This is a genomic window from Microcoleus sp. T2B6, from assembly GCF_036700475.1.
GTDB lineage: Bacteria > Cyanobacteriota > Cyanobacteriia > Cyanobacteriales > Microcoleaceae > Microcoleus.
Window position 1 is genome coordinate 1 of sequence record NZ_JAUBOZ010000129.1, and the last position, 18,198, is coordinate 18,198.

An 18,198-nucleotide genomic window follows, 5' to 3' on the forward strand; every position below is an offset into this window, starting at 1 on the left:
AAATTGTGATGCTGTTATATTTAACATCGGTACTGGTAGAAGTATGCCCGATCGCCCCCGCATGATTTCCTTCCACAGCCGCATCGTCTGTAGCCGTTACTGTCACGGGTTTGGCAACATTCCAGTCAGTAGCGTCGAAGGTAATTGCACCGATCGCATTTATTTGATTTCCCGCATCAAAGCTGATAGTAACTGGTGCAGTTGGCTGGGAATTTAACTTGAGTGTAAAACTGCCTGTGGCACCGCCTTCTGTAGCAGTTGTGCTCTCCGGTGAAATACTCACACCCGTCGTGTCGTTGTCAGCAATCGTCGCAGTCACAGGAGAAATTGTCAGGTTATTATACTTGATATCGGTACTGACAGAGGTGTGAGCGATCGTGCCGCTGCGGGTTCCTTGGGCTATGCTGTCATCGATCGCCGTAACAGTGACATTTTGCGCCACATTCCAATTATTCGGGGTGAAAGTGACAGGTGCGATCGCATTAATTTCATTGCCCGTGTCAAAATTAATCGTGACGTTTGCAGTAGGTGCGGTAGTCAGAAGTACGCCGTAGCTATCCGTTGCACCGCCTTCAGCAATAGCTGTTCCGCCTCCTGATTGGACAAGAGAAATACCGGGACTATCGTTATCTGTAATCGATGCCGTCACATTGGGAATGACTTTCGCGTTATAATTAGCATCGGTACTGGTAGCTGTGTGAGAAATCGTGCCACTGTGGGTTCCTTGTGCTACATTGTCGTCGAGCGCAGTAACAGTGACAGTTTGAGCAACATTCCAATTAGTGTTGTCAAAAGTAAGAGGTGTGGCGATCGGATTAAGTTGATTGTCAGTATTGAAACTGATAGTAACCGGTGCCTTCGGTTCCGAAGTTAGCTGGATTTTGTAACTGCCATTTGCGCCACCTTCTGTAGCAGTTATGTTCGTAGGTGCAATGCTGAAACCTGCCGTGTCATTATCGGTAATGGCGACATTAACAGCCCCAATTGTGATGCTGTTATAGTTAGTATCGGTACTGGTAGCTGTATGGGCGATCGCACCTGCATGATTTCCTTCAACTGCATTGTCATCAACAGCAGCCACCGCCACAGTTTGAGCGACATTCCAATTATTCGCTGTAAAAGTAAGTGCGGTAATTGGTTGAATTTGACTGCCTGTAGCTAAGTTAATCGTAACAGGTGCTGTCGGTTGAGTATTTAATTTAACGCTATAAGTTCCATTTGCACCGCCTTCCGTCGCAGTCGTGTTAGTCGGAGTAATGCTAACGCCTGCGGTGTCGTTATCAGTAATGGCGACATTAACAGCCCCAATTGTGATGCTGTTATAGTTAGTATCGTTACTGGTAGCAGTATGGGCGATCGTACCTGCATGATTTCCTTCAACTGCATTGTCGTCCACAGCAGCCACCGCCACAGTTTGAGCGACATTCCAATTATTCGCTGTAAAAGTAAGTGCGGTAATTGGTTGAATTTGACTGCCTGTAGCCACGTTAATCGTAACAGGTGCGATCGGTGGGGTATTTAATTTAACCGTATAACTTCCAGTTGCACCCCCTTCAGTTGCATTCGCAGTAGTCGGAGTAATGCTAACGCCTGCGGTGTCGTTATCGGTAATATTAGCCTTGACGGTATTGCCAGCAGTGCCATTGACTGTAAAACTTACACCCGCCCCGTTATAACTAGCATCGGTACTGATAGCAGTGTGAGTAATCGGGCCGCTGTGTGGCGAAGTTTCTGCTACTGCATCATCAACTGCACTGACTGTCACTGTTTGCGGTACAAACCAGTTAGTTGGAGTGAAACTAATACCAGCAATAGGTTGAATTTGACTGTCAGTATTGAGTGCGATCGCCACATTTGCAGTAGGCTGATTAGTCAATACAACTGTATAAGTATCCGTCGTCCCGCTTTCTGCTACATTAGTGCTGCCGCCCGACTCAACAATCTTTACCTGCGGCCCGCCAGGAATGATTTTAGTAATAAAAGCATCAGAAGCACCTCCCCCATTCGCCGCTTGCAAAGGATTCGCAGTAGGCAAATTAGTAGACGTAGTAGATCCCGCCACATAAACTGCACCAGAAGCATCCACCGCAATACCACTACCGTTGTCGTCGCCGCTGCCACCCAAATAAGTAGAATCAACTAAGGCTTCACCCGATGAATTTATTTTCGTGACAAAAGCATCTTTCCCGCCACCGCTGACACTTTGAATAGCATTCTTAGTTGGGAAATTAGTCGAAGTAGTGTTTCCCGCCACATAAGCATTACCCGCACTGTCAGCAGTAATGCGAACGCCACTGTCATCTCCGCTGCCGCCCAAATAAGTTGAATAACTACTCTCCGAACTGGCAGGCTGAAGACCGTTGTTGTCAATGAAATAATCTTTGCTAATCTTGGTAATGAAAGCATCTTTCCCACCTGCATTAGCCGCTTGAAGTTGACTTAAATATAGAGGAGATGTACGAAAATCAGTTGAACTGGTAGTTCCGACAACATACACGTTTCCAGAACCGTTTACAGCGATATCGACACCTTCGTCATCGCCGTTACCGCCTAAGTAGGTAGAACTGTCAACCTGTCCTCCCTTGTTCAGTCTAGTCACAAAAGCTTCTTGACTGCTAATACTGGAATCGAACTTGCTGCTATTGAACTCCTGCAAAATCTTGTAATAAACACCTCTTGGGGTAACACCATCCAAAGCGCCACGAGTGGGGAAGTTAGTAGAATAAGTAACTCCGGTAATGTAGGTATTTCCTTCACTGTCTACTGCAATAGCTTTAGCATCTTCTCTTGCACTCCCGCCTATATAAGTAGAGTAAACTAAACCACTGCCAGTTGGATTAACTTTAGCAACAAAGGCATCAATTCCACCTCCGTAAAATTGAGAGGAATTTCCGACGATGGGGAAACCATCGCCTGTCGGTCCGGTAACATAAGCATTGCCGCTACTGTCTACCGCAATGCCGTTGCCTAGGGCGCCACTGGTACTCGTGCCTAAAAAGGTAGAATAAACTAATGCATTGCCGGCTGCATTGAGTTTTGTTACCCCAGCAGTGTAATTAGGTGCTGTCGGTTGAAAAGCACCCGGTGTAATTGGATAACCCGGATCGACTTGTCCGGTTAAATAAGCATTGCCTTGACTGTCTGCCGCAATCCCAAAACCGTATTCATTGCCAATACCGCCGATATAAGTAGAGTAAACTAACGCAGTTCCTTCGGGGTTAATTTTGGTAACTAAGAAATCAGCGTTACCTGCTGGGCTAGTTTGGAATGCACCAGGAGTAGTCGTAAAATTGTTAAAAGTAGTGCCAATAATGTAAGCCGCACCTGTACTATCTACGGTGATGCGGTTGGCGTAATCATTGCCGTTGCCGCTGATGCCATCGCCGCTGCCGCCTAAGTAAGTCGAGTAAGCTAAAACCGGGTCAATCACTAGGGGTTGAGTGGGGTCAAAATATCCCAAACTAAAATTAACTTGATTGTTTCCTAATAAATTGTAAGCTGCGGGAACATTCACCCGCTGTCCGTTAATGTCTTGATAAACTATCGGTGCGTTATCAATTAATTCGCCTAGTGGTGTCTCTAATATCAGTGCGCCGTCGTCACGCAACCGGATGTCATTAACACCGCTATAGTTCATTTTAATTTGACTCGGATCGGCAAAAGGTGCTACCAAAAACTCGCTTTTAAGTTGTCCTTCTGTGCCTTTGAAAACGCGGTCAATTCCTTGATAGACGTTTTGATAAACAACGCCGTTAAAAGTAGGAACGTCTGTGTGCCATTGACTGGAATCTTCGCCTAAAATAAAGTTAGCAACTCCGGGCAATTTTTCTAGGCCGGAAATTGTCGGATTCGGGTTGCTGTTGGCTAAGCTGCTGCGGACAATTGAAGAATTTGTGGCTTGGTTTCCCGGTTCATTGGGTTGCTGGAAAGCGACGAAAGAAATTTCGTTTGGAGTAAAAAAGATGCTGTGACCGGCACCTTTCACCTGGAATTTCACATGAGGGTCAGTTTGTCCAGCATTTGCAATAAAACTTAAGGGAATTTGACCGTAAGATGCCTGTTGATTTTGAGAGCTCATAGCTGGTACCCCTGGTTCATGTTATGCGAGTAAGTATATACAAGTACCAGCTCTGCTGTATAGTACATTCTTGCGAAAAATTTACGAAAAATACAATTTTCTTGCGAAATTTCTCGGATTGTCGATTAAAAATTGTTACAGGGGCTACGGACTCGGTTTTTGTAGCTGGTTTTCTGCATTTCCAATCAGATTCTGATCGTGTCGGGTCGATCGACCGCGATTAAAGGCTTAGGAAGGGTTTATAGGCTTTCTCGTTTCTATTAGAGATATTGGTGAACCCGCCCCTACAGGATTAATATAGATATAATTCCTGTAGGGGCTCCCCTCACCGACAATAATTGCCTAAAACCGACAATCTCATAAACCTGCCCCCACCCAACAACAAATCGCTGTTAAAGTTGAGCGCGATATTTCTTAGGAGTCAAACCGACGATTTTGCAGAAAGTCTTGCTAAAGTGACTTTGGTCGTGAAACCCGACTTGCTCCGAGATATATGTTATTGATAAATCTTGCCTTTTCAACAACTGTTTGGCTTTCTCAATCCGGCACTTGGTGACGTATTGATGGGGCGTGACTCCAATTGATTGTTTGAACAAACGACTGAAATAATAAGGACTAATCTGCACTAAGTTAGCCATTTCAGCTATGTGCAAATCTCGGTTTAGGTAGTCATTTATGTAGTTAATAACAATCTGCAATTTGACAGGATCGAGACCGCCTTCAAAATCTCGCCTATGCGGTTTTTGTGCACAATAGCGGTGCAGTATGTGCATTGAAAGCGCGTTTTTCAGTGCATCGACATAAAGAGTACCGTTTAATCCACCTGATTCGAGTTCGGTTTTGAGCGCCCAGCCAATGCCGAGAATCAAAGGATCGCTGATTTTCCAGTGCGGTATAATTTCAATGAGGTTTGAATTGGTCGATTCGCCAACTGTTTTGTCGAAGTCGGTAGGGTCGATCCCGATCGCGACAAATTCAGGATCTTCGACTGCACCTGACTGGAAATCAGTACCAGCACCACCAATGAAAATCTCTCCTCTTTGCCACGGTTCGCTACCGTAGTGTTTCCCGTTGAGTATTCCCTTTACTGTAACTGAATTGAGTATCAGCCCAATGTTGTGTTGTTGGAAACAGTGTTCGGGAGTTTCGTCTGCTGGCTGACGGTGATATTCGACGTGAATTCCCTCCCATTTTGTGCCCTGACTCGACAGGATTGAGGGAATCGGGAGAATCGATTTCATCGCGTCTGGCTGGGCAAAATCAAGAATTAAGGCTTTCTCTGAGGACATAGCTTGCACCTGGGGCAGTTGCTGTTATTCTAGAGCTCTGAAGTTCCCGCAGGTATACAAAATATACCCAGTCCGTTACATATTCTAGCTCTGTTTGTCAAGGTTCCGCAATAAAAATTAATGGAGTTTGACTCTAGGGCGGTGTAGAGTCGATCGATAGTCGGCTTTTTCATACCAGCCGTTGTGCCTACAATTAATTACTGATAATTCTTAACTTTTAGAGCGATAAATCCCACATCTAAAATCCCACATCTAAAATCTAAAATCCAAAATCACCAATCTAAAATCTAAAATCTAAAATCTAAAATCAAATGACGCCCGCTAAAGTTTCCCAGCAGTACAAAAGCACTTTACAGGAAACCCGCAGGCGTCAATATCAAGCAAACTTAAATCTTAGAAAAGACCCAGTGTGAAAGATTTGTCGATCGGGAAAATAGCACCAATACCCAACCACAGAGTGAACACAGTTCCCAAGAGGAAAACAGTAGTAGCAACAGGGCGGCGGAACGGATTTTGAAACTTGTTAACGCTTTCGATGAACGGAATCAAAATCAAGCCAACGGGAACACCAGCCATGCAAGCAATACCCAACAATTTGTTAGGCAAAACGCGCAGGAGTTGGAACACAGGCCACAAATACCATTCCGGCAGAATTTCCAGCGGAGTAGCAAAAGGATTAGCCGGTTCTCCAACCAAAGCCGGGTCTAGTACAGCCAAACCCACGCACAGAGAAATCGTTCCCATGATGACTATAGGGAAAACGTAGAGCAAGTCATTAGGCCAAGCTGGTTCGCCGTAATAGTTGTGACCCATGCCCTTAGCGAGCTTAGCGCGGAGCGCGGGATCGCTCAAATCTGGTTTTTTGATAATAGACATAGTGAGAGTGTTCTCCTTTTAGTTTTACCCGGGCCTGCCATTCCGCTGTATTCGTTAGTCTGAATCAGCGGGGCGATCGCAGGAAGTATTAGCCGTAAATAAATATCTTGAGCGATGAATTCTGAATTTTCAACTCACAATTCAGCGGGGGGGCAAAAAAAATACCGCCCCCACAACTCAAAATTTACAACGGGCCAGAGATACCTTGCTTGCGAATCATCAAGAAGTGAGCCAGCATGAACACTACAATCAGCCAAGGCAACACAAAAGTGTGCAAGCTGTAGTAGCGAGTCAAAGTGCCTTGACCGACGCTGACACCGCCACGCAGCAGTTCAACCATCAAAGAACCGACAAACGGGATGGCTTCGGGGACGCCGGAAACGATTTTAACTGCCCAGTAACCAATTTGATCCCAAGGCAGCGAATAGCCGGTCACGCCGAAAGAAACAGTGATGACTGCCAAGATTACTCCTGTCACCCAGGTTAATTCGCGGGGCTTTTTGAAGCCGCCTGTCAGATAAACCCGGAAGGTGTGCAAAATCATCATCAGTACCATCATGCTGGCAGACCAGCGGTGGATGGAGCGGATCAGCCAGCCGAAGTTGACTTCATTCATCAGGTATTGCACTGAAGAAAAAGCTTCTGCTACCGTCGGACGGTAATAGAAAGTCATGGCGAAGCCGGTGGCAAACTGGATCAGAAAGCAAACTAAAGTAATTCCGCCCAAGCAGTAGAAAATATTGACGTGGGGGGGTACATACTTTGTAGTGATGTCATCGGCGAGCGCCTGAATTTCCAGGCGTTCCTCAAACCACTGGTAGGTTTTTGAGTCGGTGATTTGTTTAGAAAACATGGAGCCAGAATTCCTAAAAGAATATTGCTGTGGTTGAGGTTCAGGGCAGCAGCCACAAGGTTTTTTGTCGCCCCGCGCCGAGCAGCTTGCTTTTACTAGCAAATGCCTGAGGCTATTTTTTAAATTTGGAGCTGACGAAAGGAACTCTATTGTGCGATCGCCTGCAAGCCCTGGGAAACTAAGCGGTGGCTTGTCCCTACTCGCTGGCGTTGCCCGATCGAATTCCAGACTGTGATAAAAAATGTAACATAATTGCCGTGCAATTTTCACGCAGGCGATCGCTTTTTGGACACTTAAAAGGCTTTTTTCGGAATCTCAACATCCGCCCAAGCTACTATGCGGGTAGGACTGAGCTACAGAAAGCAGTCCGAGCCGGAAACCGGTTTGCCGGGAGAGGCCAAATTTCATCTCGATCGTAAAACTTTACCTTTTGGCCCCAAACGCCCTCATGGTCGATCGAGTAGCCCGAGCCGGTTCGACAGTCCAACCGAATCTTGTTTTGTAGTAAGGACTGCAGTCTTTACTAACAAAATCTGCTGGCGGCAACCTGCGTATTTCCGTAAAAAAAGCCGGTGATTGCCCCCATCCGTAAAGTCCTATCACAATTGAAAAGAAAGCAAACTTTCCACAAAAACTGGCAGTATTGGCGAGAAAGGAGTGGGACGCGGCGGTATCGGGAAGGGAATTTCAGGAAGAGACGGGAAGGATGGAAAGTCTCGCGATGGCGGTGTAAACCCAGTCGAAACGATCGTGCAATCTGATAGACTCACATCTGTAACATTTTTAACGTCGGCGATTAAATCCGATCCGACAAATATCCGAGTTCCCCGTGTCATACCGTCATCATAAGATTCAAATCGGTAAGAGAAGAAGCGAGAACCGTCACCATCTTGTACGAAGCCAACGACTTGGATTTTGTCGCCTTCGACCCGGTTAAAATCCTCAATAACGGCATAGGCATTGTCACCACTATAGAATAGGTAAGGGCGGGCATTTGACGAACCGAGAACAAATAAGTCGGCTCCATTTTGCCCGATCAAATAATCAATTTGTGCTACTGTTGAGGAAAAGCCGTAACCCAATAATGTGTCATTACCCGGCCCGCCAATCAGGGTGTCGTTGCCTTCATTTCCCTCAAGCAAATCGTCTCCTGCATTGCCGTTAAGGTAGTCATTATCTAAGTCACCTCTTAAAGTGTCGTTCCCACTGTCTCCCAACAGGCGATCGTTACCTTTGCCACCAATTAACAAGTCGTTGTTGCTGCCACCAAACAAGCGATCGTCTCCATCTCCTCCGATCGCCGTATCATTGCCTTGACCGCCATTAAGACAGTCATTGCCAGCCCCTCCCAAGATACTATCATTATTGTCTTCTCCTCTGATTAAATCCGCGCCTTCGCCACCCTCAAGAATATCATTCCCGGCACCTCCTTCAATTTTGTCATCGCCTTCGCCACCGCTGAGACTGTCGTTACCAAAGTAGCCCAAAAGGCGATCGCTACCGATTCCACCTGCGAGACTATCATTTCCTACTCCGCCATCTAAAGTGTCATTACCATCCAAACCAGATAGAGTATCATTCCCTCCCAGCCCGCACAGGGAATCATCGCCAATTTCACCGGCTAGCAAATTATCGAGATTGTCCCCGCATATAACTACCATAAATTTGTCCTCCTGAAAACTATTTCACAAGTACAGTCACTCAATTTTAGATTTTAGATTTTAGATTTTAGATTTTTACCCTCCCCGCAATTTCAAATTGTGAATTTTGGATTTTGTAAGGACTTTAGTTCTGATTGACATTTTGTAGTAAGGAATGCAAATCTTGATTGACCCAAATCTGTAATAAAAAACTCAAGTCTTACTAGAAAACGAATTTCAGGGACACAGGCAAATCCTGTGTCCCTAATGTTTTAACTGAAATCAGCGAGGCTAATTTGGTTAGCTGTCACGCCATTGATAGCAGCTAAAATTTCACCAGTTTCTGTCAAGCTGATTAAAGTTGCAGTGTTGCTAGGGATAATAGAAAGTTGCGAGAAGGTTAAATTGTCGGCAAGTGCGAGGAAGTCGATGCCTGGTTCAAAATCGAAAATGATATCGCTGCCAGAATTGGCTGAAATTAAGAAGCGATCGCTCCCATTTCCTCCTATCAAACTGTCATCGCCGTTTTCACCGCTGAGAAAATCAGATCCGTTACCGCCGAGGAGAATATCGCTAGCTTGACCGCCGTAAAGACTGTCATTGCCTTCACCTCCACTCAAGCTATCTTGACCGCGATTTCCAAATAGGATATCTTCCCCATTATTGCCGAACAAATTATCGCTTTCTTTGCCGCCGTAAACAGTGTCATCGCCGTCGCTACCGTCGAGGGAATCATTGCCTTGATTGCCCTGTATCCAGTCGTTGCCACCCAAACCGCTGAGAGTATCATTGCCGCGTTTGCCGGCCATTGTATCGCTGCCACTGTCGCCGGAGAGGCTGTCGTCGCCGTCAGTGCCGATGAGATTGGAGTTGGCTGCGATCGCATCTATTTCTCCTTCAATCACCGCAACGGCAGGTGTATCGGGCAATGTCGTTTGTTGAATTGTGGTATCTAACGCAGTACCAGTATTTTCGGCAATAACTTGGGCGATCGATTTCGTACCTGTACCGACTGCTTTTAAGTCTTCAGAGGTTGCGCCTAGGGCTACTTTTTGCACGCGGGCAACTTCTCGGTTAATTGAAGCTGTTGCAGTGTTGGATACAACTTGGTCAATGCGCTGATTTGCTTCGGCCATTACCTTAGCTGCATCGGGGGCAATTTGCAACAATTGCTGAGTGTTTAAATCCGAGTCAAATTGTTGCGCTGCTGTGGCGGCGCGATCGACAATTGTTGCTAACTGGTTGGCATCGCCCAGATTGAGAGTTGTCCCCGATTGAATTTGTTGAACGATCGCACTTACAACTGCTTTTACGGTGTCGGTATTATCCAGAATCGACCCACCGTCTATTAAAGCAGCAGTTTGGGTAATGACGTTTTGTACCTTGACCATTGCAGTCAAAGTTTCTACTCCACCCGCGATCGCGTTTTCGGTAGCTGCGATCGGATCTAAGTCAGTGATGTCAACATTAGCGGGAATTGAAAGAGCAGATTTGACGAGAGATTCGGCGCGATCGCTCTCAATTCCCTTGTCAATTAAATCCGCTACTAAACTGGTTAACAGGGTGACAACTGTAGCGTAAGGCGGGGCAGTGACAGGCGTTTCCAAAGGCAAACCAGTTGCCGTATCAATGCCACCAAAAGCCACAATATTGCCTTCTTCCGGATCGAGTTCGCCGTTGCGATTTTTGTCAAAATTTTCCAAGGAAATATCGAGTTCGTATTCACCTTTTGGGCCAGTTGTTGCAGAGGGTTCGCTAGCATCAAGTTCGCCATTTTTGTTAGCGTCTAAGAAAACTGTAGCCCCAGCGATGTAGCCGTCAATAACAGAACCTCGACCTCGATTATAAAGATCGAAAAATGCTATATCCGATGCACCAGCAGCATCCCTTGCTGTTACTCGAATCCAGTAGTTGCGATTGCGCTGCAAGCTATCATCAACCCTGAAAGTGCGACTGGCAGGATCGAAAGTCATGCCAGTTGGTAAGGGGCTAATGCGACTCCAACTTGTCGGGATTGGCGATCGTCCGCCGCTGACATTTCGCCACTCGAAATTGGTGACATTTTCATACCAATCAGCAGTGTAAGTCAGCGTATCGCCCGGATCGGGGTCAGTGAAAGTGTTGTTTTGAAAAGTAAACTGCAATTGAGGACTCGCACCCGGTTGCAAACGCAAACCTTGTTCGCGGAACGGAATGTTTAAAACAGGCGGGCGGTTGACACCAGGACTCAGATTCAGATTAATATAACCTGACGATCCGCCGAAGCCATCTACTGCTATTTTGTAAGTCGTACCCGCAGTAGCAGTAAAATTGACTCGACTGGTTTGACCTCCAGCAGGGTCGTTATTATTGCTAGCAACAGTTGTTAAACTAGAAACAGAACCGCCAGTGTAAACTCCCAACAAAGTATCGAAGGAACTGCCGGCCGTAGAAACTGTTACCGCGCCAGAACTTGGGGCTGTCCAAGACCACCAAATAGATTTACCGCCGCTGTTACCTGCATGGTTTAATTCTCCTGTTTGTTTAGTGCCGTTGACATTTAAACCAGTTGAGGAAAAAGAACTACCCGTGACAGTTTTAGCATTCTCAAGATTATCGTTTGAGTGCCGCCAATTAGCAGCATAAATAGCAGTATTATTCAGCGTCCGAGCATTATCTGTGGAACTCGTTCCTGTGGGTTCGCCGAGATAAGTGCGATCGGGATTGGACCAGCGATTGATCCGCGTAATGGGAGGATCGGGACGGCGGGTCTGGTAAGACATGATGGTGCGGAAAGTGATTGGATCGGTGGTATCCCGATAGCCGTAAGCATAGGGATAAGCGCCAGCACTGCTTGCATTTTGTTCATTATGATGAGCACCTTGGTTATGCCCTAGTTCGTGGGCAAAGGTGTAAGATCCTGCTGCATTATTCCTCTTGACTACAGTAAAGGCTGAATTTGCAAACCCATAGCTAGGATCTGTCATTAAGTAACCTATACCGCCGTAGTCTAAGCTATCAACAAATAAGCTCACCATGTCGGCCGAATAGGTATTCCGCAGTTGGTGAACTTCGTCTATAAAACCATCGGAAGTATTGCGAAGCCTGTTTAAATCTGTGCTGGCATTGCCACTTTCTGTGTAGTCTATTTCCTGTCTGTGTACTATCCGTATCCGGTGATTGACGCCACTGTTTTCATAACCTAAATTTGTTTCAGATTCAGCCAGGTCAATCAAGGTATTCATGGCATCAGTACCTCCCTCAGCATCTTTGGCTGCTGCGGTATAAACGACCATGACATCTATTACTGCGGGGTCGTCACCGGTCAAATCTGGGCTGCTGTCTGGAAGGTCAGCAAAACTGTCGCTGGGAACGGGAACTGCATCGCTGTCTTGATGAACGTCGGGAAAAGCTGCTTGGTCGATTTCTCGAATGCTGTGCAGACCGTTACCGGCGTAGCGAATTTGGTAAAATTTGTCTTTGTACCTGATATTGCCGATCGCAACGCCATCTTTTTTGCTATTAGTTAAGATGACTTCACTGTCATCTAAAGCACCTTGAATACGACCGATACGCACCCAACTTTCTCCATTGGATGAGGATGTTACCTGATCGAAGATTACATCAAAAGATGTATCGTTAAATAAGTTAATGTTGAGCGGCCCCTCGTCAAAATCCTGCTGCGGGTCATCTATGAGACCAAAATTTACATTTGATAACCGCTGGCGTTTAACAGTAGGGTCATCAAGGTCTGGTTCTGCGACAACTTGCCCCGGTGTTAGGGGAATCAATAAAGAATTGCGTTTGCCAGCAGCAGTATTATCCGTGCTGGTAACGATCGCATCTGCTGCATTTAAACCGGAATAATTGCGATCGTTGCTGACAGAAGGTTTGGTAACAATGCTGTAAGTTTTATCACCGTCAACAACCTTGTCATCAACACCAGTTACCGTCACCGTTTGCGTTTGATTCCAATTAGCAAAGTTGAAGTTCAGCGAGGGTGGAGAAACTATGCCTTCTGCTGGATTGGAACTTTCTAAATCAATTCTGACATCAGCAGTTGGCGGAGTATTTAGTTTGACTGTAAATGTTGCTTTACCTCCCGCTTCTGTGGTGACTAATCCTGATGTCGGATCGACAGTAATGCCAGCAGGTATCGTCGGCGGCATGATTACTGGCGGTAGTGGAGTTGGCGTTGGTGGAGTTGGCGTTGGTGGAGTTGGAGTTGGTGTTGGTGGAGTTGGTGTTGGTGTTGGCGGTGTTGGTGGAGTTGGTGTTGGTGGAGTTGGTGTTGGTGTTGGTGTTGGTGGAGTTGGTGTCGGTGGAGTTGGTGGAGTTGGTGTCGGTGGAGTTGGTGTTGGAGTTGGTGTTGGCGGAGTTGGTGTCGGTGGTGTTGGCGGTGTTGGTGTTGGCGGTGTTGGTGTTGGCGGAGTTGGTGTCGGTGGTGTTGGCGGTGTTGGTGTTGGTGTCGGTGGTGTTGGCGGTGTTGGTGTTGGCGGTGTTGGTGTTGGCGGTGTTGGTGTTGGCGTAGTTTCGTTATCAGTAATGGCGACAGTAACAGGCGCGATCGCAATTCCGCTATATTTCGCGTCGTTACTTGTTACCGCGTGATTGATTGTGCCACTGTGAGTACCTTCTATAACTGTGTCATCCGTCGCAATCACAGTTACAGTTTGGGCAATATTCCAATTAGCAGCGTCGAAACTAATGGGGGCGATCGCACTTATTTGATTCCCCCCGTCAAAGCTGACTGTTACCGGCGCTGTTGGCTGCGAATTTAGCTGAAGTGTATAAATTCCCGTTGCACCGCCTTCTGCTGCTGTGGTACTGGCGGGATTAACGGTAACGCCGACAGTATCGCTGTCGCTGTTAGTAACGCTGACATCGGCAGCACTGAAATTGCTGTAATTGCTGTCTGTACTAACAGCAGCCTCAGTGACAATAGTGTAAGCAATATCGCCGTCAGCAATATTGTCGCCAACACCTGTCACCGTTACCGTCTGCGCCTGATTCCAGTTATTGGGAGTGAAACTTAAGGTATTAGTAGAAACTGTTCCCTCCGCAGGATTGGAACTGCTTAAAGCTACCGTAACAGGTGCCGTAGGTTGAGTGTTGAGGACAACACTGAAATTTGCCGTACCTCCAGCTTCTGTTGTAGTTAATCCTGCTGTGGGATTAACGGTAATGCCTGCAGTTTCGTCGTCGCTATTCGTAATGCTGACATCGGCAGCACTGAAATTGCTGTAATTGCTGTCTGTACTAACAGCCGCAGCGGTGACAATATTGTAAGTTTGATTGCCGTCAGCAATATTGTCGTCAACGCCTGTTACTGTTACTGTTTGGGGCGCACTCCAATTGGCGGGAGTGAATGTCAGCGAGGGTGTAGAAACTGTTCCCTCGGCAACATTGGAACTGCTTAAGCCAACAGTCACGTTAGCAGTTGGTTCAGAGTTGAGTTGGACAGTAAATGTTGCTGTTCCTCCTGCTTCTGTTGTAATTAATCCGCTAGCGGGATTGACGGCAATTCCAGCAGTGTCGTCATTAGTAATAGTAGTTGTCGCACTAGCAGTACCAATTGTCGAACTGCCGCCGGGAAGACCGCCATCAGGCAATGTGACGGGATTTGATAGAGTGACGGTAATAGTTTCGTCTGGTTCAACGCTATCATCACCCAACACATCGAGGGTGACAGTTTTCGATGTTTCGCCAGAGGCAAAATTAATCAGACCAGTCGTACTTGCTGCGCCCGAAGTGCCGCCGATATTGTTGTAATCGCTGCCGTTGGTTGCAGTGCCACCAATTGCATAATCGACAGTCCCTGCTGTATCAGTACCGCCACTGCGACTAACAGTAAATATCAGTGGATTTGTGCCGGCGTTGCCTTCAGGAACAGTACCAGCACTAGCACCAACTGTGTAAATAATCGGATCGTTAGCAGGAATTGTTAGGGTTGTTTCAGAGATTGTACCTCCAAACCCTCCTCCTCCCGGACTCGTACCAAAACTCAAGACAACTGCTTCATCCATTTCTGCAAGGTTGTCTGGTTTGATAGTGACAGCTATATTTTGAGTCGAACTGCCACTACCTGCGGCAAAAGTGAGAGTATTAGTAGAAAGAGTATAATCCGAACCTTGAGTCGCTCGTGAGGTAGCAGGAGGAACGGGCAAGACAGTTGCGATCGGTACAATCAAGTCTGTAAATCGCAAACCGTCTTCGAGTGTCACAGGAATATTAACAGTCGCATCTGCGTCTCCTTCAAGACTGCTGTAGGCCGAATTACCAAAACTTGCTTTCAATAGCACATTCAACAGAATTGAAACTCTGTTACTGTTGGTATTTGCGACAGCAATATCTGGTCTGGTATCAGAGTTAAAATCTCCAACCGCGATCGCGCTCGGAGTGGTTCCCCCACTATTATAATTAAACGGCCCGTTAAACGTTCCTTGACCGGTTCCAGTTAAAATTGAAACATTATTAGAACCGGCGTTCACTACAGCTAAATCGGGTTGACCGTCAGCGTTGAAATCACCAACGGCAATATCATTAGGATCTGCCCCAACATTAAAGTTAGCAGGATTGCTAAAAGTGCCTTGACCTGTCCCTGATAAAATTGATACGTTCTGATTGCCTGCATTGGCTACAGCTAGATCGGATCTGCCGTCAGCGTTAAAATCTCCGACTGCGATCGCACTCGGACTTTGACCGACATTAATATTAGTCGGATTGCCAAAACTACCTTGACCATTTGCCGATAATATGGTAACACTATTAGAATTTCGGTTGGCCACGGCGAGATCGAGGAAATTGTCGCCGTTAAAATTTCCCGCAGCGATCGCGCTGGGACTTTGCCCAACATTCACAGTAACAGGAGTGGAAAAACCGCCTTGTCCCGTTCCCAAATAAATGCCAACATTGCCTTCAGGTACAAAACCATTGCCACTGGATTGAGTAATGGCAATATCGAGTAAATCATCAGCATTAAAATTGCCGACAGCGATCGCGCTAGGATTTTCTAGGGCAGTCAAAAATCCCGGACTGTTAAAGTTGCCATTACCAGATCCTAAAAAGATATAAATGCTGCTAAATTCCGAACCTTGTGCGGAAGTTATCGCTAAGTCGGAAAAGTTATCGCCGTTAAAATTGCCAACTGCGATCGCGGTCGGACCAAATACCGAAGTCAAATCAGTTCCAGAGTTAAATCCTCCTTGACCGTTTCCCAGTAAAATAGAAACCCTATTCGTGGTGGGGTTAGCAACAGCTAAATCTAAGAGGCCATCGGTATTGAAATCGCCAGCCGCAACAAAGGATGGACTGGTTCCCGCATTAAAATTATTAGGAGAACTAAACGTATTGAGAACGTGGCCGTAAGCTGCGATCGCTTCTGGCAAAAATACAATGCCAGCTTTAATTGTCCCCGCTGTTACTGTTAATTCCCAATCGCCGCCTTTTGCCGCACAACCTATTAAATTATCAGAAGCGGCAACATTGGCTCCTGTTATTTGACTCAGGTTTTTTACAAATTCTTTACCTATATTTCCTTTGGCAACATTGCACGCGTAGAGCAAAATTTCGGCATTTTGTGTCAGCCCGCCCGCCCATATCTTAACTGTTTTGACAAAATTGTCGGCGCGATTTATCAAATTCTGCCAACTCAATTCAACGTTCCCCAGTTGCAAACAACCGGGCTTTCCGTGGGCAATAATGTGAATTACTGAAAATTTTCTTCCCTGCAAAGCTTCGGCAATTTGTTCGAGGCCGTTGCGGTTAGTTTCTAATTTAATTACTTCGGTTTCAGGGATAACGCCGTCGATTAATGTTTGACAGTCGGGGACGGCAGCATCGATAAATGCGATCGCTTTTGAGGAAAGCTGAGTCATTGACTTTAGGGAAACAGCCGTTGGGGCGATCCCTAAGTCTGGGATGTTTAAGTCTGGGATGTTATCGTTATTACAGTTTTCGGCACTGAGGGATTGGGGACTTGTGCCGGCAGGAAACTTGGTACCAATACTGAAAGTAGACATGATTAATTTACCTAGCTGATACTTCGGGTTTATGTGATGCGAGCAAGTCTACAAAAGCACCAGCTCTGCTGTATTGTAAATTCTTGCGGAAAAATTGCTAAAAATATAATTTTCTTGCGGAATTTATCCCTATTTGATGAAGAATTGTAACAGCGCCGGCGGGCAGGGGTTTTTTACGACAGAACTTACGCCTCAATAAGCTGTCGCGCATTTAAACTGTATATTCAGGGCGGGCGGGACGCCCAACCCCTACTCCCCACAAGACTTTAAATTTTTTTGACATACAATTTAAAGGCAGAACAGCTTACCAAAGAAACCGGGTTTTGTACCAAAATACACAGGTTTCCCGATCGGGCAAAAAACCCGGTTTCTGAATCCCCGCAAGCCCTAGGCGAAAATACTTTGCAACTACAAACTGCTTTTAATGTGACAGGGGCTTGAGTTTTGTTAAAGCCGATCGCGATATTGCTTAGGAGTCAAACCGACAATTTTGCAGAATGTCTTACTAAAGTGACTTTGGTCGTGAAATCCCACTTGCTGGGAGATATATTTTATTGATAACTTCGGTTTTTTCAACAACTGTTTTGCTTTTTCAATTCGGCACTGGGTCACGTACTGATGGGGCGTGACTCCAGTCGATTGTTTAAACATACGGCTGAAATGATAAGAACTAATGTTCACTAAATTAGCAAGTTCACTTAAGTGCAAATCTCGGTTTATGAATTCATTAATGTAGTGAATAACTAGCTGCAATTGACCGGGGTCAAGACCGCCTCCCACATCTCGCCGATTAGGTTTTTTCGCGCCATAGCGGTGCAGTATGTGCAGTGAAAGCGCGTTTTTCAGTGCATCGACATAAAGAGTACCGTTTAATCCGCCTGATTCCAGTTCGGTTTTGAGAGCCCAGGCAATTCCGTGAACCAACGGATCGCGGGTTTGCCATTGCGGTATAATTTCAATGGAATTTGAATTGATCGATTCGCCAACTGTATTGTCGAAGTCGGTAGGTTCAAGAGCGATCGCCATAAATTCATAGTCTGCGGCTGCAACTGACTGGAAATAAGTACCAGCAGCAGCGATGAACATCTGCCCACTTTGCCACGATTCGCTACCGCAGTTTTTCCCGTTCACTGTTCCTTTTAGTGTGGCTGAATTGAGCATCAAGCCAACCGTGTGCTGTTCGAGACAGTGTTCGGGACATTCGTTTGGCGGCTGAGAGTGATATTCGACATGAATTCCTTGCCACTTTGTGCCGTGACTCGACAGGATTGCGGGGCGCGGGAGAATCACTTTCATCCCGTCTGTCTTGGCAAAATCAAGAATTAAAGGTTTCTGTGGGGACATAACTGGCACCGACTGGACGAGTTGCTATTTTGTAGTTGACAACTGATACTTTTAATTCAGACAATCCCCGACAATCGGCGAAAATCTGAATATAGCACACTCATCAGATACGTCTGAG

Annotated in this window: 8 protein-coding genes; 1 reads left to right on the forward strand and 7 read right to left on the reverse strand. The window is 46.2% G+C overall.

The window, feature by feature from the left end; translation table 11 throughout:
- From QUA00_RS32455 to QUA00_RS32480, 6 genes are all read right to left on the reverse strand, one after another.
- The coding region (locus QUA00_RS32455; protein ID WP_333412534.1) for a DUF7948 domain-containing protein at positions 1 to 4,078 on the reverse strand (4,078 nt) is incomplete at its 3' end.
- A gap of 392 nt (positions 4,079 to 4,470) precedes the next feature.
- A complete protein-coding gene (locus QUA00_RS32460; protein ID WP_333142622.1) occupies positions 4,471 to 5,367 on the reverse strand; it encodes an AraC family transcriptional regulator in 897 nt (298 codons plus the stop codon).
- A gap of 393 nt (positions 5,368 to 5,760) precedes the next feature.
- A complete protein-coding gene (gene petD / locus QUA00_RS32465; protein ID WP_333101767.1) occupies positions 5,761 to 6,243 on the reverse strand; it encodes a cytochrome b6-f complex subunit IV in 483 nt (160 codons plus the stop codon).
- Between the two features lie 184 nt (positions 6,244 to 6,427).
- Positions 6,428 to 7,096, reverse strand: a complete 669-nt coding sequence (gene petB, locus QUA00_RS32470) for a cytochrome b6 (protein WP_172190423.1) — start codon at positions 7,094 to 7,096, stop codon at positions 6,428 to 6,430.
- A gap of 599 nt (positions 7,097 to 7,695) precedes the next feature.
- Positions 7,696 to 8,757 (reverse strand): calcium-binding protein, encoded by a 1,062-nt coding sequence (locus tag QUA00_RS32475; RefSeq protein ID WP_333205288.1) that lies wholly within the window; start codon positions 8,755 to 8,757, stop codon positions 7,696 to 7,698.
- Between the two features lie 251 nt (positions 8,758 to 9,008).
- Complete coding sequence (locus QUA00_RS32480) at positions 9,009 to 16,736, reverse strand: DUF4347 domain-containing protein (RefSeq protein WP_333412537.1); 7,728 nt, start codon at positions 16,734 to 16,736, stop codon at positions 9,009 to 9,011.
- Positions 16,737 to 17,012: 276 nt separating this feature from the next.
- On the opposite strand from QUA00_RS32480, the gene QUA00_RS32485 reads away from it, so the two are divergent.
- Entirely contained in the window at positions 17,013 to 17,177 is a 165-nt protein-coding gene (locus QUA00_RS32485) for a hypothetical protein (RefSeq protein WP_333142626.1), read from the forward strand.
- A gap of 6 nt (positions 17,178 to 17,183) precedes the next feature.
- On the opposite strand, the gene QUA00_RS32490 is transcribed toward QUA00_RS32485, so the two are convergent.
- Positions 17,184 to 18,080, reverse strand: a complete 897-nt coding sequence (locus QUA00_RS32490) for an AraC family transcriptional regulator (RefSeq protein WP_333142627.1) — start codon at positions 18,078 to 18,080, stop codon at positions 17,184 to 17,186.
- Between the last annotated feature and the right edge of the window lie 118 nt (positions 18,081 to 18,198).

Coding starts and splice junctions, on each gene's coding strand:
- petB (WP_172190423.1), bottom strand. CDS start 7,096: ATGTTTTCTAAACAAATCACCGACTCAAAAACCTACCAGTGGTTTGAG.
- QUA00_RS32460 (WP_333142622.1), bottom strand. CDS start 5,367: ATGTCCTCAGAGAAAGCCTTAATTCTTGATTTTGCCCAGCCAGACGCG.
- QUA00_RS32480 (WP_333412537.1), bottom strand. CDS start 16,736: ATGTCTACTTTCAGTATTGGTACCAAGTTTCCTGCCGGCACAAGTCCC.
- QUA00_RS32490 (WP_333142627.1), bottom strand. CDS start 18,080: ATGTCCCCACAGAAACCTTTAATTCTTGATTTTGCCAAGACAGACGGG.
- QUA00_RS32475 (WP_333205288.1), bottom strand. CDS start 8,757: ATGGTAGTTATATGCGGGGACAATCTCGATAATTTGCTAGCCGGTGAA.
- petD (WP_333101767.1), bottom strand. CDS start 6,243: ATGTCTATTATCAAAAAACCAGATTTGAGCGATCCCGCGCTCCGCGCT.